At 36.6% G+C, this 22931-nt stretch carries 24 protein-coding genes and 1 riboswitch; of the genes, 2 read left to right on the top strand and 22 right to left on the bottom strand.

Features of this window, described 5'->3' with window-relative positions:
• The first annotated feature begins 170 nt into the window (after positions 1-170).
• Positions 171-419: a ferredoxin gene (locus tag MHB53_RS00425; RefSeq protein ID WP_340914927.1), complete on the top strand. Its 249-nt coding sequence runs from the start codon at positions 171-173 to the stop codon at positions 417-419.
• Between the two features lie 70 nt (positions 420-489).
• Here MHB53_RS00425 and MHB53_RS00420 read toward each other — a convergent pair whose 3' ends face one another.
• From MHB53_RS00420 to MHB53_RS00355, 14 genes are all read right to left on the bottom strand, one after another.
• Positions 490-1071, bottom strand: coding sequence for an ECF transporter S component (locus MHB53_RS00420; RefSeq protein ID WP_340914925.1), 582 nt, complete (start codon positions 1069-1071; stop codon positions 490-492).
• A 158-nt stretch (positions 1072-1229) separates the two neighbouring features.
• Positions 1230-1366, bottom strand: a riboswitch (FMN riboswitch).
• 76 nt (positions 1367-1442) lie between these two features.
• Positions 1443-2612 (bottom strand): hypothetical protein, encoded by a 1170-nt coding sequence (locus MHB53_RS00415; RefSeq protein WP_340914924.1) that lies wholly within the window; start codon positions 2610-2612, stop codon positions 1443-1445.
• Positions 2599-3138 (bottom strand): RNA polymerase sigma factor SigX, encoded by a 540-nt coding sequence (locus tag MHB53_RS00410; protein WP_340914922.1) that lies wholly within the window; start codon positions 3136-3138, stop codon positions 2599-2601. Before MHB53_RS00410 ends, MHB53_RS00415 begins: the two co-directional genes overlap by 14 nt.
• A gap of 499 nt (positions 3139-3637) precedes the next feature.
• Positions 3638-5416: an ATP-binding protein gene (locus MHB53_RS00405; protein WP_340914920.1), complete on the bottom strand. Its 1779-nt coding sequence runs from the start codon at positions 5414-5416 to the stop codon at positions 3638-3640.
• Entirely contained in the window at positions 5413-6129 is a 717-nt protein-coding gene (locus MHB53_RS00400) for a response regulator transcription factor (protein ID WP_340914918.1), read from the bottom strand. The genes MHB53_RS00405 and MHB53_RS00400 overlap by 4 nt, the downstream gene beginning before the upstream one ends.
• 85 nt (positions 6130-6214) lie before the next feature.
• Complete coding sequence (ccsB, locus tag MHB53_RS00395; protein ID WP_340924374.1) at positions 6215-7402, bottom strand: c-type cytochrome biogenesis protein CcsB; 1188 nt, start codon at positions 7400-7402, stop codon at positions 6215-6217.
• Entirely contained in the window at positions 7383-9059 is a 1677-nt protein-coding gene (resB, locus tag MHB53_RS00390; RefSeq protein ID WP_340914916.1) for a cytochrome c biogenesis protein ResB, read from the bottom strand. Before resB ends, ccsB begins: the two co-directional genes overlap by 20 nt.
• Positions 9060-9074: 15 nt before the next feature.
• The gene (resA, locus tag MHB53_RS00385) at positions 9075-9614 is read right to left on the bottom strand and encodes a thiol-disulfide oxidoreductase ResA (RefSeq protein WP_340914915.1); all 540 of its coding nucleotides are present in this window, start codon (positions 9612-9614) and stop codon (positions 9075-9077) included.
• 111 nt (positions 9615-9725) lie between these two features.
• Complete coding sequence (locus MHB53_RS00380; protein ID WP_340914914.1) at positions 9726-10460, bottom strand: pseudouridine synthase; 735 nt, start codon at positions 10458-10460, stop codon at positions 9726-9728.
• A gap of 116 nt (positions 10461-10576) precedes the next feature.
• Complete coding sequence (locus MHB53_RS00375) at positions 10577-11110, bottom strand: spore maturation protein (protein ID WP_340914912.1); 534 nt, start codon at positions 11108-11110, stop codon at positions 10577-10579.
• A 2-nt stretch (positions 11111-11112) separates the two neighbouring features.
• Complete coding sequence (locus tag MHB53_RS00370) at positions 11113-11706, bottom strand: nucleoside recognition domain-containing protein (protein WP_340914910.1); 594 nt, start codon at positions 11704-11706, stop codon at positions 11113-11115.
• Positions 11699-12829, bottom strand: a complete 1131-nt coding sequence (locus MHB53_RS00365; protein ID WP_340914908.1) for a D-alanyl-D-alanine carboxypeptidase family protein — start codon at positions 12827-12829, stop codon at positions 11699-11701. Before MHB53_RS00365 ends, MHB53_RS00370 begins: the two co-directional genes overlap by 8 nt.
• A gap of 212 nt (positions 12830-13041) precedes the next feature.
• Positions 13042-13617, bottom strand: coding sequence for an SMC-Scp complex subunit ScpB (gene scpB, locus MHB53_RS00360; protein ID WP_340914906.1), 576 nt, complete (start codon positions 13615-13617; stop codon positions 13042-13044).
• 1 nt (position 13618) lies between these two features.
• Positions 13619-14365 (bottom strand): segregation/condensation protein A, encoded by a 747-nt coding sequence (locus MHB53_RS00355; protein ID WP_340914904.1) that lies wholly within the window; start codon positions 14363-14365, stop codon positions 13619-13621.
• A 162-nt stretch (positions 14366-14527) separates the two neighbouring features.
• Between MHB53_RS00355 and MHB53_RS00350 the strand changes: the two genes are divergently transcribed.
• Positions 14528-15070 carry a DUF309 domain-containing protein gene (locus MHB53_RS00350; RefSeq protein WP_340914902.1) on the top strand — a complete coding sequence of 181 codons (543 nt, stop codon included), beginning with the start codon at positions 14528-14530 and terminating at the stop codon, positions 15068-15070.
• A 30-nt stretch (positions 15071-15100) separates the two neighbouring features.
• Here MHB53_RS00350 and MHB53_RS00345 read toward each other — a convergent pair whose 3' ends face one another.
• From MHB53_RS00345 to MHB53_RS00310, 8 genes are all read right to left on the bottom strand, one after another.
• Positions 15101-15469 carry a GNAT family N-acetyltransferase gene (locus MHB53_RS00345; RefSeq protein WP_340914901.1) on the bottom strand — a complete coding sequence of 123 codons (369 nt, stop codon included), beginning with the start codon at positions 15467-15469 and terminating at the stop codon, positions 15101-15103.
• A gap of 289 nt (positions 15470-15758) precedes the next feature.
• Entirely contained in the window at positions 15759-17078 is a 1320-nt protein-coding gene (gene lysA / locus MHB53_RS00340) for a diaminopimelate decarboxylase (RefSeq protein ID WP_340914900.1), read from the bottom strand.
• Between the two features lie 159 nt (positions 17079-17237).
• Complete coding sequence (locus MHB53_RS00335) at positions 17238-18719, bottom strand: spore germination protein (RefSeq protein WP_340914898.1); 1482 nt, start codon at positions 18717-18719, stop codon at positions 17238-17240.
• A 107-nt stretch (positions 18720-18826) separates the two neighbouring features.
• Complete coding sequence (gene sigF, locus MHB53_RS00330; RefSeq protein WP_340914896.1) at positions 18827-19585, bottom strand: RNA polymerase sporulation sigma factor SigF; 759 nt, start codon at positions 19583-19585, stop codon at positions 18827-18829.
• A 12-nt stretch (positions 19586-19597) separates the two neighbouring features.
• A complete protein-coding gene (spoIIAB, locus tag MHB53_RS00325) occupies positions 19598-20038 on the bottom strand; it encodes an anti-sigma F factor (protein WP_340914895.1) in 441 nt (146 codons plus the stop codon).
• 3 nt (positions 20039-20041) lie between these two features.
• Positions 20042-20392, bottom strand: coding sequence for an anti-sigma F factor antagonist (gene spoIIAA, locus MHB53_RS00320; RefSeq protein WP_340914894.1), 351 nt, complete (start codon positions 20390-20392; stop codon positions 20042-20044).
• 389 nt (positions 20393-20781) lie between these two features.
• Complete coding sequence (locus MHB53_RS00315) at positions 20782-21945, bottom strand: D-alanyl-D-alanine carboxypeptidase family protein (protein WP_340914891.1); 1164 nt, start codon at positions 21943-21945, stop codon at positions 20782-20784.
• Between the two features lie 173 nt (positions 21946-22118).
• Positions 22119-22931, bottom strand: a complete 813-nt coding sequence (locus tag MHB53_RS00310; protein WP_340914888.1) for a purine-nucleoside phosphorylase — start codon at positions 22929-22931, stop codon at positions 22119-22121.

Raw genomic sequence — 22931 nt, 5'->3', positions numbered from 1 at the left:
TCGCCATGCAATAAGTTTCTATCAAGATAGTATCAGACAAAGTTTTCAGGTGAATATGGTTGAAATGTTGACGTAGTAGGATTAATATTAAATATAGATACTTTTAGTATGCTTATTTTCAGAGATCGTATAGAATAAGTTCTAGAGAAGTTTAAGTAGGAGGAAAGTTCATGCCAAAATACACCATAGTGGATAAAGATACTTGCATTGCATGCGGAGCATGTGGAGCTGCGGCACCTGACATATATGATTATGATGATGAAGGAATAGCCTATGTCATACTGGATGATAATCAAGGTACAGCAGAAATCCCCGATATTCTGGAAGAGGACATGATTGATGCTTTTGAGGGGTGTCCAACAGATTCTATTAAAGTTGCTGATGAATCATTCGAAGGCGATCCTTTAAAATACGAATAGCATAAAGTGAAAATCGCTCGAACGGCGAGTGATTTTATTATGATAAAAAGCAGCGCCAATGGCGCTGCTTTTATACGTTTTTATATGTTATCTGTTTATTCAACCATTCTTGAAGACGGCTGTACAACAGTAGGAAAATCGTTGTAACTAAGAGACCCTTAATGATATTAAAGGGTAAGATTGCTGCAACAACAACTTGACGCATTGCTGATGTAGACATCGGATCCCATCCTAGTAAAATCGTATATGCTGGTAACACCCATACATAATTCATAATACTCATGATAACAGCCATCGCAGCAGTGCCAATAACCATAGACAAAGCTAAACGCTTTTTCATTTTCAAACGATTATAAACAAAATAAACTGGCAAAACAAATGTAATCCCTGCTAGGAAATTAGCCATATTACCTATTGGCAAACCGGCTTCACTTCCCATCAATAAATAATCTAAAATATTTTTAAATAATTCAACCAATATGGCAGCAAGTGGACCAAATAATAATGCAGCGATTAATGCAGGTATATCACTGAAGTCCACAGTTAACCATGCCGGAAACGGCGGTATTGGAAATTTGATTAGCATTAATATAAAAGATAAGCTACTCAACATGCCAATTGCAACAAACGTTTTTACACTAAATTTCTTCATTTTCCTCTCTCCTTAGAGATTCACCTCTTGTTGAAGAAAGGTTGACCTTAAGCTAATACATATCCAAATAAAAACCCTCAAAGAAAGTTTCTTTGAGGGAGAATTATCAGGCATGCTCTAACAAGCGTTCAAAACCTGCATTTTGAACACTAGGCAACCTTCATCTTCTCCCATCCAGACTTTACTGTCGGCTTTGGAATCGCACCAAATCCTGCCTTAAAAAAGGCTCGCGGGCTTATAAGCAAAAAGCTTCATTACCGCCGGTCGGGAATTTCACCACGCCCCGAAGATGAACCGTATTTTATTATACGAATTAATTATACACTATTCCATTACAATTGTGAAGAAAAAATTACGTTCTAATTAACGTTCTACTTTTCCTTATATATTAAATTAGCGGAATATGGGACAGATATAGGATTACTAAAATCAAAATTGTCAAAGTGTAATGGTAGTATGTTTTCAAATTTCACAGTGTCATACCCAAATGCTTTTGCCGTTAATAAGATACCTTCAATCATTCTGATATTTGCATGTAAGTCGCCTTTATCCAGTATAAACACTTCTTTAAACTGGATGATTACTCCTCCATTCTCCCCTTCTTTAGATGATAATGTAACTTCTTCAGGAATTAAGGCTTGATAAAAATCATTAGGCACATTTTTCAAATCGCTTAGGGCATCAGTGAAATTAGTTGAAGCTAGATCAGCAGGAATAATATACTTTCCGCCATTTTCATACTCATATAAAAAATAGGGTTTTTTAGAAATATCTTTGACTATTAGATCCTGAAGCACACCGTATGCACCAAGTTCGACCGGATCATGATGATCATTTACAAATTTCACAATCTCAATACCTTGTGTCTGCACAGTATATTCTATCATCTGCATTAACTGTTTTTCATTTTTAGTAAAAAACGCTATATTATCATCTGTTATTTCTACATCTATGGTCTTAGAATCCTCACCATATCTCATTGCCTTTATTAATGGAGAAACCTCTTCAAAACCGGATGCTTCTAAATTGATCGAAGCTGCAGTATGTTTTAACGTAGATAGCCAGTCCGGCTTCACATCTTCCACTCGCATACTGATTGGTACAACAAACCCATCAGTAGTAACAGCACCAAATGTAACGATATCATCCGCATTCTGCCCCGTATCATACACGGAAGTAACCATTTCGTATGAATCAGATGATTGAATCAACTCAGATTCGTTTGAATCCATCGATCTTTTACTCTGAATAGACATTTCTGTTTTTTCTTCAGAACTATTCAAGTGGTTTTCTTGTTTTGCACTATCCATACTCATAAAGTTCCCCCCAGACTGCTGAAAAAATAGCGGTATAACAATGGCCAAAAATAGGACAGCAGCTATTGCAGACAATACGGGAATTAGTCTTGTTCTTTTTTTCTTTTTTTGCAATCCATATTTTACATTTCGAAATATCTCATCCTTAGGTCGCTTATCCTCTATATCTGGCAATTGTTCCATTAGTTTGATTAACTTTTTATCGTTTTCATCATATTGATTCATCTTCCAAGGCCTCCTTCCTTTGCGCAATTTCCATCAACGTTTTGAGGGATTTCAATGCTCTATGTTGAGTGGTTTTCACCTTACTTTCTGACCATTTCAATACTTCAGCAGTTTCTGCAATAGAGAATCCATTCAAATAGCGCATCACGAGCACGAGACGCTGATTCGTTGAGCAGTTATCTAAACATGAATATAGATAACGAATTTCTTCATGCCTCAACGCTTCATCTTCAGGGAGTGCACCATCATCCTTTATTTGATATAGTTCCCAATCAAACTTTTCATATATTCGTTCTTTCCAACCTTTTTGTTTGCGAAAGTGATCAATCGCGACATTTTTTGCGATGGAAAACAACCATGTTTTTTCCGTGCTTTTTCCTTCAAACCTATCATAGTACCTCATTACCCTAATATATACTTCTTGCACTAAGTCCTCTGTTTCTTCACGGTTTTTTATCATATAAAATAAAAAGCGAAACAAATCCTGATGATACTTTTCATATATATCCTGAAAAACGGAGTCCATTCATTCCCCTCCCCGTCATAGTATTAGTCGTTTTATTGGTAAAAAAGTTACATAAAGAGGATGTTCATAAAGTCACATCAATTATATATGAATACCATGGTAAAAAATTTATATAACTATAATCCTTTCTACCCTACGTTCCTCAATTTTCCCATAAGAAAACGGATTGAACAACCTTTTCTTAGATTGTTCAATCCGCATATTCTTTTTATTATATATTGGTTTTATATCGATTCTGAAGTTATCATAATACATGGCTGTCTTAACATCGGCACATAATTACAGCAACTTATACCCCCCCTGACGCTCTCACAATAGCAGCAAAGCTTTCTAGCTAGTTCCGTAACTCCTTAACTCACCAATGAATCTAAGAGGCGCTACAGAGCTTGCTAGCGTTAATCTTAATTATGAATAGGTTGATAAGATACGGCAATTCAATGGCGTCTCCACATTTTTTATGTTTCTCATGGAACAAGATTTCGCGTCAAATTTCAACACTTTACAACGATCGATAAGGTAAAAAGAAGCTGAATGTCGTCCCTTGTCCAAGTTTACTTTGTACGGAGATATGCCCTTTATGTGCATCAATAATATTTTTGGCAATTGCAAGACCGAGTCCAGTACCAGCTCTCCCCCGTGTTCTAGCTTTGTCTGCTTTATAAAAGCGTTCAAAAACAAAAGGAAGGTCTTCTTCCGGAATTCCTGATCCGTTATCTGCTACAGATATAGTAATACCTTTATCCTGTGTTGTTTGAATAATTTTTATTGTCCCAGTTTCATTCGTATGCCTAATTGCATTATCAATTAGATTTGTTAATACTTGTTCAATTCTATCGGGATCCAGCTTAAACATTAGGCCTTTAGAATCTAGATTAGAGTCTAGAACAACATTATTATCTCGAGCGACACCTTTAAATTTATACATAATTCGATTTATATATTGATTAACGTCCACATCTTCATCATTTAAATGAATATGTCCTGCTTCCATCCTCGCAAGATCCAATAATTCATTAACTAATCTTCCAATTCGCAAGGATTCATCATAAATAATCTTTGCAAGTTCTTTATTTTCTTCCTCTGACCCTGCGATATCATCTATTATTGCCTCACTATAACCTTGTAACATAGAAATAGGTGTCCTAAGTTCATGTGAAACATTCGAAATAAAATCAATACGAAGCTTATCGAGACGACGTTCTTCCGTCATATCTCGAATGACTGCTACCGCTCCACGAACACTTTCTTGATTTTGCGTGTAAAGTGGGCTTACAATCACTACATAATATCTGCCTTGAAGCATTAACTCCCCGGATTGTTCCATTTCTGTACCTATTGCCTGTTTTAATAGATCATCTATTTCTGGAGGAACAGGGCTTTCATTTTCACTCTCATAATGCCATTGTTGCAAAAACCTTTCCGCGGGTGGATTTGTAATTAATATAGATCCATCCCGGCTAAACGTCATCACACCATCAGCCATACTGCTTAATATACTAGTAAGCTGTTCTTTTTCCTGACTCAATACATTCATGTTAAATTTCAGGCGTTTACCCATTTGATTAAATGCTATGGCTAACTCGCCAATTTCATCATGACCAAAAAAAGGAACCTTTGTATCAAACTTACCTTTAGATACTTCAAATGCAGCTTCCTTCATTTTTCGTAATGGAGCTGTAATCCTAGTTGAAAGAAAAAAAGCGAAGAATGTAGTTAAAATAATTGCGATTCCCGCTGCAAGTAAAATAAGCCTTGTCGTCTGTCTTGTTGTTTCTTTTAATAAAGTGAGTGATTGATAAGCGAATACAGCGCCAGTATCATTACCTTCAATTTCTAATGGCACCCCTGCCACTATATAATTTTCATATCTACTACTTTGCCTTTGCTCTTCTGGGAGGGTTAATTCTTTTTTGACCGTTGTTCTTTCTGTAAAAACCTTTGATAATTCTTCGTCTTCTAAAAAGACATTCGTTGGTATCCAGCCTTCCGTATTTCTCCTCGGAGAAAACATAAATTGATCATGACTGTAAGCAATTGCAACCCCTACTGGTTCATCAATAATTTCAAACACAATTTCCTCGCCCATATTGTCATTTGCATGAGCTTCAATGATATTTGACATTTTTTTCGCTTGCTCAGATAATGTCTGTTCAATTTGACTTACATGATAATTTTCAAAAAATTCAAGGAGTAATATGGTCAAAATGATCAAGACAAATGAAACAAGAAACAAAATTGTCATCCATAATTTTCCGACTACACTACGCCACAGTCTCATTCATGTCCTGCCTCAAATTTATAACCGACTCCCCAAACTGTCACAATCATCCCAGCCGCTTTGTCCGAAACCCGATTTAATTTTTCCCGAAGTCTTTTCACATGAGTATCAACTGTTCTTAGATCGCCGAAAAACTCATATTGCCAAACCTCTTTCAAAAGATGCTCTCTATCAAATACTTTATCGGGTGATTTGGCGAGGAAATGGAGTAGTTCATATTCCTTAGGTGTTAAGTTGACCTCTTTCCCATCAGCTGTAACTCTATGTGCGTCATGGTCAATTGAGAGATGCGGGAAAACAATAATATCCCTCGCTGTAGCACCTGCTTGCATATAATTTGTTTGCATCGTTCTTCTTAATAAGGCCTTTACTCGCAACACTACTTCTCTAGGGCTAAATGGTTTAACGATATAATCATCTGTCCCAACTTCAAAGCCTTGTACTCTATTTGTTTCTTCCCCTTTTGCCGTAAGCATAATAACTGGAGTGGTTTTTTCTTCACGAAGTTCTTTACACACTTCAATACCATCCTTACCAGGCATCATTAAATCCAGCAGGATACAGCTGTAGTCATTTTTTAAAGCTAGCTCTAGTGCTTCCTCTCCATCTGCAGCTTCATCTATGACATAATTTTCTCTTTCTAAATACATTTTTAACAATCTACGAATACGGTCCTCATCATCTACCACTAAAATTTTCAATTCTGGTTCCATTGGTAAACCCCCTCATAACTTATTACTTATATTGTATAGGAAAAAGCCCCGCACCTAAAGAGTGAGGGCTTAATATCCGTTTTGATCAATTTGCCGCGTAGGAATGCAGACCGAAAAGGATCAGGTTTACTGCCACAAGGTTAAACATAATAATAATAAAACCTACGACGGCAAGCCATGCTGATTTTTCCCCATGCCATCCTTTTGATAGTCTTAAGTGGAGGAATGCAGCATAAAATAGGAATGTAATAAGCGCCCAGACTTCTTTCGGATCCCAGCCCCAAAAACGCGTCCAAGCAATCTGAGCCCATATCATCGCAAAAATAAGCCCACCTAAAGCATAGACTGGAAAACCGATTAATACAGAACGATAGCCAATCTCATCAACTAAATCAAGATTCACTTTTTTGACGAGAGGTTGTAATAGAGTAGTAATCCGGTTTCTGAAAATCAGTCTAATGAGTGCGTATAGCACACTACCAATGAAAAGACTCCAAATCATTGTATTCATCTTTTGTGCATCAATTATAGCAGGCATACTTAGAAATGGCTGCATTCTATCTTTGGTTACTAGTTCGCCATCATGTGGCCCAACAAGTGCTGGTAGTTGATATGTTGCAACTTTTTCTTTTCCTTCTTTATCGATCCAACTAATATCTGCTTTATAGTCCACAAATGAAAAGGCTACAGAGATAATAATAAAGCCAATAGTAATGACTATCGTGTACATGATCGCTTCTAACCAAAATGCTCGTTTATCCTTCGCTTTTGTATCTACTGCTTTAAGTAAGTACATTATCCCAGCAACAAAGCTGATGATAAGGATCGCCTGTCCTATTGCTACCGTAGTTACATGAATATAAAGCCAATGACTTTGTAGCGAAGGAATAAGTGGACTGACATTGCTTGGGAACATACTCGCAAATGCAATCATCAACATGGCAAGGGTTAGTGCAAATAATCCTAATGCATTTAATTTATAAATGAAATATAAAATAATAAAAGCAGCAACGACCATCATTCCAAAAAACGTTGTAAATTCAAACATATTGCTAACTGGTGCATGCCCTCCTGCAATCCAGCGGGTAATAAAATACCCAAGCTGGGATGCAAAGCCAATAAGCGTTAGACTAATAGCAATTTTCGACCATTTATTAGGACCTGCATGTTTATCCCGACCTCTTTTTTCGCGAATTCCGCCTCCAAAAAACAGGGTCGCAATTAAATATAAGATAAATGATGCTTCTAATAAATTACTGCTTGTCTCTATCAAACCCGGCATCTGTATCCCCACTTTCTTTCTCATTTTTTTTCTCATCTTGCTGATCAATCGGTTCAGGGATGGAGGTACCTTTAACGATATGAGCAATTTCATTTCTTAAGCTATGCCAGTTTTTATTCGTATGTCCGGCAATTAAAATATCGCCTTTGTCTTTTTGCAACCACACTCGGCGGTGGTTCCAATATGCTCCTTGAATAACACCAATCATAAATATTGAACCACCTAGGATTAGAACCCAAAGTGTTAAATCTTTTCTAACAGTAAGTATCGTCATATTACGTGTTGAAACCTCTTTAAAGATCATTTTATAATCCGTTTCACCTAGCGGTTCAACTGTTTGTCTAATAGCAGTTAAACTTTTCTCTCCTTCTGGATGCTCGGGAGAAACCATATTGAATAAAAATGCTGGGTTATTGGGTGTTGGTGAATCTGAAATTGGTTCCCCAGTTTCTGCAAAACCAGAAAAGTCTGGATAATAACCAATTAACTCCACTTTATACCCGTTACCGAGATCATATACATCTTGCGGATCAAATAAATCTATCGTTAAATCTGCAATTACTTTTTCATTCGATTTATTCATTAAATTAAATGTCATCGTATTTAGTTCATCCAATTTATAATCCGTTTGATACAAGGCAAATTGATCAAATTTTAACGGTTCATTAACACGTATCTCTGCTTCTGTTTGCTCCGTTAAGTCGTTATCATCACCTAATGTCTTTTCAAGATCACGTTTATAAAGTACGACATCTGACTGAAAGTTTTTTACAACTGAACCTACTCGATCGAGTGTTGCCCCATATACTTCCTTGTCCTCTTCTTTATCATAAAGCTCCATCGTAAACTTTTTATTTTCAAGCACATACTCTTTATGTGTCCCAGGTATTGTTTTTGTTTCTCCTTCACGAAGCCACAATGTTTCATCCACATACATCCCAGGTACAAATCTCAGCATTCCACCAATTAAAAATATAATAAGACCAATATGATTTACATATGGACCCCAACGGGAAAACCGACCTTTTTCTGCTAAGATATTTCCATTTTCCTCACGTACTTTATATCGCTTTTTTTCTAAATTAGCTTTTACTTGTTCAAAATCTGCGTCAGTTTGACTATCTGATTCAACTCGGGTAAATAGCCTTTGCCTTTTTAAAAAGCCCTCATGTCTACTCACTTTTTGATTCTTCAAAGCTCGATACAAAGGAAACACCCTGTCAATGCTACAAATAACTAGCGATACGCCGATAGATGCAATAAGTAATAAGTACCACCAAGAGCTGTACATATCATGTAGCCTCAAAATATAATAGATCGTACCACCGATGCCGAACTTTTCACTATAATAAACGGACGGATCCGCATTACCTGGAATATACATCACTTGAGGCAAAAACGTGCCAAGTGATGATGCAATTAATGTAATAACGATCAGCCATATACCAACTTTGACAGACGAAAAGAAGTTCCATACTTTATCAATAAATGTTCGATTGTATGTTTGAGACCTTCGTGCACTTCCTTCATAGCGCATATCATGAAGTTTTTCATTTTTTGCACCTTCCGTTAATGCACGACCACAAGATTCACATAATATCGTGCCTATCGGATTTACATGCCCACAGACACATTTTACTTCTTCCATAACGATACTCCCCTATTAACTATTAGGTTTAATACCTTCCATCATTCCCTTAATTTTAGCTTCAGTCAATTCGCCTATTTCAATTAGTGTTATTTTCCCGTCTGGGTCAATTAAAAGTGTAGTAGGCATTTTATCAATTCGATACAGATCTTTCACATCTTTGGTTTTGTCTTTCAATATTGGAAATGTTAAATCATGTTGCTTAGCAAATTTATTTATTTGGAACTCTGTATCTCCGATATTCACGGCCAGAATTTCCACTCCCTGGTCTTTAAATACTTGATACTGACTTTCCATATCAGGCATTTCTTTTTTACATGGCGGACACCAAGTTCCCCAAAAGTTCAAAAAGACACCTTGACCTTTGTAATCAGATAATTGATGTTTATTTCCATCCATATCCGTAAGGACAAAATCGGGTGCTTCATCACCAATAACTAATTCCTCATGCTTGTCTTTTGTAAAGTTTGCATAGAGCGTGTATACAACTGCTGCCACCATGATAGCCAAAATAATTGTCCTAATATATAAACGCCGCTTTTTCTTTTCTACCATTTTTGATTTATTACCTCCTTGCTAATACTCGACCACTTCCCAGTTTTAATTATACCTTTCATTAATTGAAACAGAGCAGATGGATTTTGAAGGTTATGTGAAAGATTTTCGTTATCTTAAGCTCTTACCTGTTTCTGCTAGTGTCCGAAGCTGTTTTACCTCATGGGGTGTTAACTCTCTACTATCTCCAGAATTTAGGCCGTATAAATTAAGCGTACCATATTGTTCTCGCTTCAATTTTATAACTGGATGACCTATCGCTTCCATCATCCGACGTACTTGGCGATTGCGCCCTTCATGGATCATAATTTCTACAATTGAATTTCCTTTTCGTTTATCTAATGATTTAAGCTTTACTTTAGCTGGAGCAGTTTTACCATCATCAAGTTTAACCCCATGCTCTAACTTCTTTAATGCTTCTCTGGACGGAATACCTTCCACTTTCGCGATATATGTCTTTTGGACTTCATATCTGGGGTGGGCAAGTAAATTAGTAAATTCCCCATCATTAGAAAGTAGCAATAGGCCAGATGTATCATAATCAAGTCTTCCAATAGGATAAATTCTTTCTTTTACATGCGGAAAGAAATCAGTTACTACCTTTCTGTCCTTATCATCTTTTACAGCGGAAATAACTCCTCTTGGCTTATACAATAAAAAATATCTCTTACCTTCCTGTTCTAGCTGGATTCCGTTCACTTCAATTCTATCCGAATTAGATACTTTAGTTCCTAATTCCTTAACCACTTTTCCGTTTACAGATACCCGACCTTGTTTAATCAATTCTTCAGCATTTCTTCGCGATGCAACTCCAGCATGCGCGATTACTTTTTGTAAGCGTTCCATAACTTTCACCTCTTCATATTTAACAGGCTTTTACTGTATGAATTATTACATATGTAAACCAAAATTCAAAGAAAGATCACTTTCATTATCCATAAAACAACAAAAAGATGTCCAGATTAAGAACTGAACATCAAAGATATAATAATGATCGCGGCTGAAATTCCAACAAGATCAGCTAGTAGCCCTACTTTCAAAGCATCACCCATCTTTTTAATTCCCACAGCACCAAAGTATACAGTTAATACATAAAACGTCGTATCTGTACTCCCTTGAATCGTCGAAGCTAATCTCCCTATAAATGAATCCGGTCCATGAACGGAGAGGATATCGCTCATTAACCCTAATGCTGCTGTTCCTGATATCGGTCTAATAAGCGCCAAAGGGACAATCTCCCCAGGGATACCAAAAATATTAAGTAACGGCTGGATCAAATTAATAAAAAAGTCCAAAGCACCCGAAGCTCTAAAAACAGCAATTGCTACTAACATGCCAACTAGAAAAGGAATAATAGACACAGCAATCTTTATTCCTTCCTTTCCCCCTTCAACGAAATGTTCGTATGTAGGGACCTTTTTCATCGTACCATAAATTAATATAAAACCGATGATGATAGGGACAATCCATAGTGAAATAACAGAGATTAATTGCATTGTTATTTCAGATCCTTTCTCCATCTCCGATGATAAAAATATCTATCTAATAATATAGCAGCGATCGTTGCTATAACCGTCGCCAAAAGTGTTGGAGCAACGATTTCAGTCGGAGAAGCGGAATTATAACTCATTCTAATTGCAATCACTGTTGTCGGTATTAAAGTCAAACCTGATGTATTCAAGGCAAGAAAGGTAACCATCGATCTACTTGCCGATGATTTCCCACCATTTAAATCCTTTAATTGTTCCATCGCTTTTATTCCTAATGGTGTTGCAGCATTACCTAATCCGAGCATATTAGCAATCATATTTGATAGTATATAACCTACTGCTGGATGATCACTCGGTACATCGGGAAATAACTTTAAGATAAGTGGTTTAAAAAAGTCTGAAAGCTTATTTAAAAGGCCAGATTCTTGGGCAATTCTCATCATTCCAAGCCAAAATACAAGAATACTTATCAGTCCGATACATAAAGTGACAGCTTCATTTGCTGAAGAAAAAATCGCTTCATTTACATCCTTCATTTTTCCATTGATCGTTGCAAACACTAATCCAATGATGGTCATGCCTACCCATATATAATTAATCATCTGGCATCAAACTTCTTTGTGTAAAGACAGATTTCATTTTTTCCCACCAACTCTTTTCTTGTATTTCTGTTTGTTTAACATAAATCGGGATCTTTCTAACTACATCATTTTTAAAGTAAATAATTGCTATTCCAACGTCTCCACTTGTTTTTTTCTTTAAATCTTTATGATGTAATAATTTATATTCAATTTTAACTTCCAGTTCTTCTTTTTCGGCTAAAGGGAAATAAACACTATCCTTTAAAAACAACTCTTTATTTTTCATCTCTTTCACTTTAATTGTCAATGGACCTTCTTCTAAAACTTCTTTTAATTCAAAATTCCTAAATCCATACTCATACATGGATATATGGTCATCCCAATCATCGGGTCCATCCAATGTTACCGCAATCAAATCTATGCCATCTTTTGCCGCTGTTGTTACAAGTGTTCTACCAGCTCTTTTTGTAAAACCAGTCTTACCGCCTGTACAATACGAATATTTTTCCGTTAATAATCTATTTTTGTTCTTCCATTGCTGCGGACCTGATTCTCTCGTAAATTTATAGACTTTTGTACCAGATATAGTTTGATATATTTCGTTTTCCATTGCATATCTCGTTAATATCGCCATATCGTATGGTGTAGAATAATGTTTTTCATGATCATCTAATCCATGTGGATTGGCAAATACAGTATTTTTCATACCTAATTCTTCTGCTTTTTGATTCATAAGAAAAACAAAGCCCTCTAGACTGCCCCCTACATGCTCAGCTATCGCACTTGCCGCATCATTACCTGAACGAAGCATTAATCCATAAACCAGGTCCTCTAATTTAATCGATTCGCCCGGTGTTAAGTAGACTGATGATCCCTCCGTATATACGGCATTTTTACTCACCTTTACCTTTTCATTCATTTTTCCCGATTCGATAGCGATAATGGCTGTCATTATTTTGGTAATAGAAGCAATTCTTCTAATTTCATGAGGATTTTGTTCATATAACACTCTTCCAGTCTTTTGCTCCATTAACACCGCGCCTGAGGAGCCTACAGAAAAGGCTACTGCTTTTGTTGGCATCGATAATGTTAGTAAGAGAACAGCAATAAAATTAAGAATTGCCAGCTTATTCATTGCTTTCATTGTTTCGCCCCTCATTTTTTTGTTTTTAGCTCTAAGTTTTATATGCTTGAGGCAAGAGTAATTTGGCGGAACCTCGTCCTTCTTATCCCAGCACCCTCTATCCACGTTTGTACAAGTCTATGCGATTTTATCAATGATATGTTTAAAATTAAGAACGACATTTAATTTTAAACATAAAAAAGCTGCCCATTATCCAGGACAGCTTTCTTATTTCATTCATTAAAGTTGGAGAAAAAAAGGTCTGTTTCTTCTTGTATACCGTCTTCGTCTGTATGGTCACCGAGTACCGGAAGTCCTTTAAGATCTTCCAGTCCAAAATAATCGAGAAATTCTTTTGTTGTAGTATAAAGAATAGCTCTTCCCGTTCCTTCCATGCGCCCAGCTTCATTAATTAGTCCCCTAGACATTAACGTGTGTAGAGGTCGTTCTGTTTTAACTCCCCTAATCTCTTCAATCTCCATCCTCGTTATAGGCTGTTTATAAGCAATAATAGCGAGGGTTTCTAAGCCAGCCTGTGATATAGATGTGTTGACAGGAGTCTCAGCTAATTTACGTAAATACTTTGCATGCTCCCGTTTTGTTGTTAGCTGGTATGTTTTAGCAATGTATATGAGGGTAATCCCTCTATCATGATTATCTTTATATTCCGTTTGAAGGCTCTCAATTAACCGCTGTGCATCCTCTTCTGTAATCTCCATCGTTTCACAGATTTGTGTAAGTGATAAACCTGCATCACCTGCTGCAAACAATAAACTTTCTATTATTCCTTTAAGTACGGATTCTTCCATTCTAAGAAGCCTCCTTTCTAGCTGCTAAAAAAATATCTCCAAAATTGCCTTCTTGATCAACAGTAATTTCTTTGCGCTTCATCAATTCTAACATTGCTAAAAAAGTTACTACAATATATTGTTTATCAGCAGAGGGAAAAAACGAGAAAAAGGGTTTTCTTTTATAACTCTTTGTTAACTCGCTCAGGACCTCAGCCATTCTATCCTCTATAGATATTTCCTTATGAGTAATTTTTGTCGCTAACGGTTTCTTTAGTTTTTTTCTTCTCATTAATTTATGATATGCACCTAGCAAATCGAAAATAGTTACTCCATGATCAGTATATTCTTGATTGGCGTGTTCGGCATATGATGAAAGGTCGCTGGGCGGTTTCATAAAAATTTCGCCTCTTTCTCTTTCCTTTTCCTTTAAATTCAACGCTGCTTCTTTATATCTTTTATATTCAATTAAGCGCTCCACAAGTTCATCACGTGGGTCATCTTCTTCAAACATTATTTCATCATGCACTTCTTCTTCATGCTTCGGTAAAAGCATTTTGCTTTTTATTGCTAATAACGTAGCTGCCATCACTAAGTATTCACTAGCATCATCTAATTTCAACTCTGACATGGCATGAATATAGAGTAAATATTGATCCGTTATTTCCGCCATAGGTATATCATAAATATCAATCTCTAATCGATTTATTAAGTGAAGCAATAAATCGAGTGGGCCTTCGAAAGCCTCAATTTTCACTTTGTATTCCATCTCATCACCAATTCTAACTAAATATATATTCCATCATCTATCATATTACAGCCGAGCTTGAATTTGAAGAAAAATCATTCATATCATATGAAGTCTGAATTAAATAGTCATTTTATGATATACTTACAGAAGATAATATTTAGAAAGAAAGGAGTAGTTTATTTGCAATTTCCTGTACGTTATATAGATTTCTTGTTTCACTTTCATGGCGATAGGGATTATTTCGAATGTCATGAAGTACTTGAAGAGCATTGGAAAGATAATGGAATGGAGCGCGATTCAATATGGGTCGGTCTTATCCAAGTAGCTGTAACCTTTTATCACTACCGTCGTGGCAATTTAAAAGGGGCAGTAAAAATGGTGGATAAAGCGCTACGCCATTTAATAAATAAACAGGAAGAAACGTATTCACTCGGAATACAATCTTCTGTACTAATAGATGATCTAACCGTTATTCGTTCTAGAATGAAAGCTGGTTTACCATATAAATCTTATGATTTGCCAATTTTCAATCCTGCGCTTTTAAATTTATGTAAAACTCGTTGTATGGAAGAAGGATACTTGTGGGGAAAGACCCCTAAATACATTCCAAATACGATCATCAATAAACATATAACCCGTAATCGCTCGCAAGTAGAGGAAGAACGAAAACAAGCACTTGCTATTAAGAACGCTAGTCGTAAACAACTTATGATGATCTCATAATAAGATAACAAAAAAAACAGTACGGAGGCATTATGCATCCGTACTGTTTTTTTCGTTAGCATCACATTTTTCAAAAAACGACGCAGTATATTCCGTTGGATAAATCCCTTTATTTTCATACTGATCTTTTACTGCTTTTAACATACATTTTCCAATTCCTTCATGACGATGCGATGGATTAACTGAAATATGTTGTACCTCTACTTTATCATCATAAATGATCACACCAATTACTCCAACAATGTCATCCTCTTTTTTCCACAAAAAAAGTTGCCACCCATCCACTGTCTCATACATCTTCATGGAGGATTGTAATTTTTTCAAGTCTTTTTCATTGGGCATAAATGATAGAAGGCCCATAGCAATTTTTTCATAGGCTTTCTTATATCGAATTAGCATAGTGATCCCTCGTTATTCTTTTTTCATGCATAGCTTTAACGAATCATTGTTTGGCATGTCACACTGTTGGATCAAAGATTTACAGTTGGTGCAATAAAAATCCAATAGCCAATTCCCCAAACAACCGCTACGATGAAAATTAATGCAAATAATATTAGATTCTTTTTATTCAATTCCAGACTCCCCTTATACTTGGACAAGAACGATCATAAAAAATTTCACTCATATATTATTGTAACATTATTAGAGATTAGCGCAACTATCCCGGAATATAGTCGCATTTTCAAAATTACACTCGTGTTTTTTCCATATATGGCATATCTAATCTGACTAAATCTTCATATGTTTCACGTTTAACTACCAGTTTATCTTGCCCTTCTTCCACAAATACAACAGGAGGTCTAGGAATTCGATTGTAATTATTGGCCATCGAATAACCATATGCACCGGTACAAAATACGGCAAGGATATCATTTTTTTCAGCTATAGGTAATTGCAAATCCCGTATTAGCATATCACCTGACTCGCAGCATTTACCTGCAATAGATACCAAGTCAGTCGGCTCATCGTTAGCTCTATTTGCAAGAATTGCTTCATATTTTGCATCATACAGAGCAGGACGCAAATTATCAGTCATCCCTCCATCAACCGCCAAAAACTTTCTCACATTAGGGACATCCTTACTAGAGCCTAATGAATATAAAGTAGTCCCTGCATCACCTACTAGCGATCTACCTGGCTCTATCCAAATTTCGGGCATGGGTAATTCGAGTCGCTTTGTTTCCTTCTGAACCTCATTTATCATTTCCCTGACATAGTTTTCAGGAGCAAGTGGTTCATCATCAGCAGTATATCGTATCCCGAACCCTCCGCCTAGATTCAAAACTGACGGGGTATATCCAAATGAAGCATGCCATTCAGCCATTTTCTCCAATATTTTGTTGGCAGCCAATAGGAAGCCTGTTGTTTCAAATATTTGAGAACCAATATGACAATGTAAACCAAGCACATTTATATATTCATTGTCTAACGCTTTTAAAAGGGCAGTTTCAGCCTGGCCATTTTGTAGATCAAATCCAAACTTAGAATCTTCTTGGCCTGTCAAAATATAATCATGCGTATGCGCTTCAATACCAGGCGTAACTCTAATTAATATATTTACAGGTTGTTTGCGTTCTATTGTAAGATTCCGCAACATATCCAGCTCATAAAAATTATCAACTACAATGCAACCAACTTGATGATCCAACGCCATTATTAACTCTGCTTCACTCTTATTATTCCCATGGAAATGGATTTTTTCTACAGGGAATTCCGCTTTTATAGCTGTATATAATTCTCCACCCGATACAACATCAAGTGATAAACCTTCCTCTTTAATCAATTGCAACATGGCAACTGTAGAAAAAGCTTTACTTGCATAAGCTACTTGCGCTTTAATACCAAGCTTATCAAAGGTTTGTTTAAAGGCCCGTGCTCGTTGGCGAATCAAAGCAATATCATACACGTATAAAGGTGTCCCATATTTTTTAACTAATTCAACCGTATCCGTTCCACCAATTTCTAAATTTCCAGAAGTATTAATTGTTGCCGTGCCATAAAGGTGCATCTTTTTTCCTCCCAAATCTAAAAATAAAAATATCAATAAAGCAATCGGAAAGGTACCGATTGCTTACATTTAAATTCATACAGAAAAATGAGACTATTTAACAAACTTACTAAGCATAAACTTTATCACATTATTAGTGTTTCTGCAATGGAGGAAACACTATTTAGTTGACTGCCGCACCTTATTTCTTGGATGAACAATACTTGGGCGAAATATCGAGCCAGGAACTGGTCTCCTAAGTATTATATGAGTAAAGGCAGATGGATTGAATGGTAATACAGGCCATAAATATGGAGCATTCAATGGTTTCAATTGTGCAAGGAAAAGAATATATACAGTGGTTCCTATAATCAAACCAGGAGCTTTAAACAAGGCAACACAAATTAATAACAACATTCTGATCATTTTATTCGCTACACTTAACTCGTAACTTGGTGTTGAAAATGTGCCGACTGCTGCAATTGATATGTACAGAATGATCTCAGGGCCAAATAAACCAACATCTACTGCAATTTGTCCGATTAAAACTGCTGCAATGAGCCCCATCGCTGTTGAAAGTGGGGTCGGGGTGTGGATAGCAGCGATCCTTAAAAATTCGACTCCTAAGTCCGCTATGAGCAATTGAATAATAATCGGTATTTCTGAAGACTCATTTGGCCCAATAAAAGATAAAGTTGCTGGAAGCAGCGATGGCTCGATTACAAACAAATACCACAATGGCAACACAAAGAGTGATGCCCAAATCCCTAAAAACCTTGTCCAACGTACAAACGTACCTACTCCTGGCGATTGACGATATTCCTCTGCATGCTGAATATGATGAAAGAAGGTAGTTGGAGTCACTATCACACTTGGAGATGTATCAATATATATCAATACATGCCCTTCAAGTAAATGTATCGACCCGACATCCACCCTCTCTGTGTACCTTACGAGAGGATATGGATTATACCCTTGTTTCATTATAAATTCTTCCACTGTCTTATCTGCCATTGTAATGCCATCCACATCAATGTTTGATATTTCATTTCTAATTGTGTCGATCAGATCCGGATTTGCTACGTCTTTTATATAACCAATAGCAACATCCGTTTTGGAGCGTTCGCCAATTTTAAACATCTCAAATCTTAAACGTTCATCCCTAATCCTTCTTCTCGTTAGCGCGGTATTAACAATAATATTTTCAACAAAACCATCCCTAGAACCACGGATAACTTTTTCGGTATCTGGCTCTTCAGGCTGCCTACCTGGATAGCTACGAACGTCAATGATCAAAGCAGTATGTTCTCCTTCAATTACGATCGCAATCAACCCGGCTAAAACTTGGTCAACCATTTCATCTATCGTTTGAACAACTTCAACCGAAGAATGGACCAGACGATTTTCAATCAAGCTTCCAATATGTTTAGTTGGTGGTTCATGATCATTTAAATTTACAAGTTCCTTAATAATCTCAATTGTATAAAGGGAGTCACATAAACCATTCACATAATATATCTGTACTTTTTTCTCTAACACGATTAACTTTCTGATCCCTAGATCAAAACTAGTGCCCAAGCCTACTCTATTTTTAAAAAATTGTTCTATTTCATCTAAACCTTGATCGAGAACATCCGACGTTTTACTATTGCGTCTGCGCATTCATATCAGCTCCTGTTCATATTGGAGTGGAATATTTTTGATCGTATTTAATTAACATGTGACAGAATAGCATTTTTTATACAAAAAAAAGAACGCATGGATAACTGTTACGTATCCATGTGTTCTTTCATTTGTTCTAGTATTTTTTTTTCAATTCGTGAGACTTGGACCTGGGATATGCCAAGTCGTTCAGCTACCTCTGTTTGGGTTCGATCTTTATAATACCTAAGATAAACAATTAAACGCTCCCGATCACCGAGCTCTCTTATTGCCTCTTTAAGGGCGATATTATCAAACCACTTTTGTTCGTTTTGATCAGCAATTTGATCCATTAATGTAATAGGATCACCATCGTTCTCATAGACAGTTTCATGAATAGATGCAGGAGATCGCCCGGCATCTTGCGCCATAACAATCTCTTCACGCGAAACTTCTAAATATGCAGCAATTTCATTCACGGTAGGTACTTTTCCATTTTCTTTGGCAAGATCATCTTTTGCCCTTCTAATTTTATTTCCTAATTCTTTCAACGAACGGCTTACCTTCACTGTACCATCATCGCGAATGAATCGTTGAATTTCCCCGATAATCATTGGAACTGCATACGTTGAAAATTTTACATCATAAGAAAGGTCAAATTTATCAACTGATTTTAATAGTCCAATACTACCAATTTGAAACAAATCGTCAGGTTCATAGCCCCGATTTAAAAAACGCTGAACAACAGACCATACTAGTCTTACATTTCTTTCCACAAGGAGATCTCTAGCACTTTGGTCTCCAGCTTGACTTCTTTTGATATATTCCTTGACCTCGGCATCTTTTAAAAAAACCTGATTTTTCTCTTTCTTAAGTTCCACATCCATAGGCGCGGCTCCTTAATTGCATAAAGCTTTGTTTTTCGTCAAGTATTTTATTAAGCGGATTGTTGTGCCTGTACCTTGGTGTGATTCCACTTCTAAATGATCCATGAAATTTTCCATTATCGTAAAACCCATACCCGAACGTTCCAAATCCGGTTTAGTTGTAAATAATGGTTGTCTTGCTTCATCAATATTGTCAATACCAATCCCATTATCTCGGATGATTAAATCTATCATTCCATCTTCAATGGCCGCGGAAATAAAAACAATCCCCGTTGGATTTTGTTCATAGCCATGAATAATTGCATTCGTAACCGCTTCCGACACTACGGTTTTAATTTCCGTTAATTCATCTAATGTAGGATCTAATTGAGCAATAAAAGCTGCGACAGTAACGCGAGCAAAGGATTCATTTTCACTGAGAGCACTGAATTGAATCTGCATTTCATTTCTCATTGATTATGCAACCCCCAATCGTTCAAGTGCAAATTGTTCTGATGTTTCCAACTTAACAATTTTAAAGAGACCCGACATTTCGAATAGGCGTTTTACTGGAGGTGATATGGCGCAAACTACCATTTCTCCATGTTTTAATTTAATTTGCTTATATCTTCCTAATATAACCCCCAATCCTGAACTATCCATGAATGTAAGTTTTTCTAAGTTCAAGATAAGATGAATAATTTGGTGTTTCTCCATTGTAGTTGTTACTTTTTCCTTCAATTGTTCAGCTGTATGATGGTCTAACTCTCCAGCTAAACGGATGCATAATGCCTCTTGTTTTACCTCTAATTCAACTGTAAGACTCACTTATCCTTAGCCTCCCTCTTTTTTTGTCAAACGCAAGTACCATACGCATTGATGTGGCTACAGCGCCTGCAGCTCATGGACTTTCCTCCCTTTATTTAACAGGTCAGTCCAGTCCATTCGTCGCTAAACAGGTGCTTTCGCTTTTCTTGTTGTCTAGCTACAGCGCCTAGCGACTCGTGGACTTCCCTCCCCTTATCTTCGATAAGTCAAGCTCAAAAGAAAAGCACTTTTGGCTTTCCTTTATCTTGAACAGGTCAGTCCAGTCCATTTGTCGCTAAACAGGTGCTTTCGCTTTTCTTGGTATAGTGTGTCAATTCTATATTGACTACGCTAATTCCTTCCGCATGACAAAACTAGAAGTAATTCGCTAAAGTTTTTAAGTCCGATTTTTATCTCGATTGGGTGAATAACCCGAATGCGCGTTTATATAATTGCCACCATGTAGCTTTTTGAACACTTTTTTCTGCAACTAATGGTGTTTTAACAAGTTCTTTGTCTTCTTTTTTAATCGTGATCATACCTACTTTTTCCCCTTTATTTATTGGGGCCTTCAGGTTCTTATTGATTTTTATTTCCGTTGTCAGACCTTCTGTTTTTTCGCCTTTTTTCGTTAAGACCGAAACTTGCTCTCCTGTCACCGCATTTATTGATTTTTGCTCTCCTTTACTAATATTAATTTCTTGAATCATCTTCCCTTTTTTATGAATCGAATGTGTAGCATATTGAGAAAATGAAAAATCTAACATCTTCGTAACTTGGGCATTTCTGCTTTTAGTTGTAGGAGCACCGAAAACTACTGCAATGACACGCATTCCATCTTTTTTTGCAGTAGCTGTAAGACAATATTTAGCTTCACTTGTAAAACCTGTTTTAAGACCATCTACACCGGGATAAAACTTAACGAGTTTATTCGTATTAACGAGCCAAAATTTCCTATCGGTATCTTCGCGTAAATATGATTCATACTGCTTTGTAAACTCTGTTATTTCCTCATATCTTAATAATGCTTTTGCCATCATCGCCATATCGTATGCAGTACTATAATGATCACTAGCAGGTAAGCCAGTTGTGTTCATAAAATGAGTGTTTTTCAAACCTAATGATTGTACTCGTTTATTCATCATGTCTACAAACGCTTCCTCACTACCAGCGATTTTTTCAGCCATCGCCACAGACGCATCATTGGCAGAAGCAAGAGAAATTGCTAGAAGCATCTCCTTCACTTGCATCTCTTCCCCGGGCTCTAAGAAAATTTGGGAGCCACCCATAGACGCAGCATATTCACTTGTTCGAACCTTATCATTCATGGTCAATTTTCCACTATCAATTGCTTCCATGATTAAGAGCAAGGTCATTATTTTTGTCATCGATGCAGGAGGTAGCTTTTCGTGGCTGTTTTTATCATATAAAATGGAACCTGTATCTCTTTCAATTAGGATTGCAGATTTTGAATCATTCGAAAGCTCCGCTTGTTTTTCTTCTGCAAGTACGGATTGAGAAAACAAAGAGGATATTATCACCAAACAAATTATATTACGGACAATTTTTTTCATTTTAACCCCTCCAATTATGTCATTTTAAACGGAAATCTTTTCCATAGACCCATTCTCTCCGTTCGGACGTTTTTTATACCCGCTCATAGAAAAAAGCGCAAGGCATCTAAAGTTAAATCACGAAAAAAAAGCCGAAGATTCAAGATCCCCGGCTTTTTTCATATTTTTATATTTTACATGGCTTCAACTAACGCTTTTATCAGCCGTAAAAAATCAGATTGCACTTTTTGTGTCGTCTCGATAACCTCGTCATGTGTTAATGGTTGGTCTAACATTCCCGCGGCAAGATTGGATATACATGAAATACCCATTACTTCTATGCCTGCATGACGGGCTACAATCACTTCAGGGACTGTTGACATACCAACAGCATCCCCACCAAGTTGTCGGATCATTCTCACCTCTGCAGGTGTTTCGTACAAAGGACCCGTATTGCCAAAATATACTCCATTCTGAACAGATAGATGAAGATTTTCAGCAGTTTCTTTTGCTAGAGCAATTAGCTTTTTACTATACGCCTCTGACATATCCGGAAACCTTGGACCAAGGCGCGCATCGTTTGAACCAATTAAAGGATTTCCTCCCATATGATTTATATGGTCTGTAATGATCATTAAATCACCTGGTTGAAATTCTTTATTAACACCGCCAGCTGCATTTGTGACAATCAACTGTCCTACCCCTAATGCTTTCATTACACGTACAGGGAATGTTACCTCATGAAAATGATAGCCTTCATAAAAGTGAAATCGACCTTGCATCGCCATTACTTTTTTTCCGTTGAGGCTTCCGATGACAAGTTGACCCGTATGTCCTTCTACCGTCGAAACAGGAAAGTGAGGTATTTGCTCATATGGTATTTTTATCGCCTGCTCTATTTCTTCTGCAAGAATACCAAGTCCCGATCCTAGAATTAATCCGATATCAAGACTTTCAGCATATTGTTCTTGAATAAATGTTGTTGCTTCTTCTATTTTTTTATACAT

Origin of the sequence: Bacillus sp. FSL K6-3431 (assembly GCF_038002605.1) — a bacterium.
GTDB lineage: Bacteria > Bacillota > Bacilli > Bacillales > Bacillaceae_C > Lederbergia.
The sequence above is the reverse complement of the archived record's forward strand: the minus strand, read 5'-3'. Positions and strand labels throughout refer to the sequence as shown.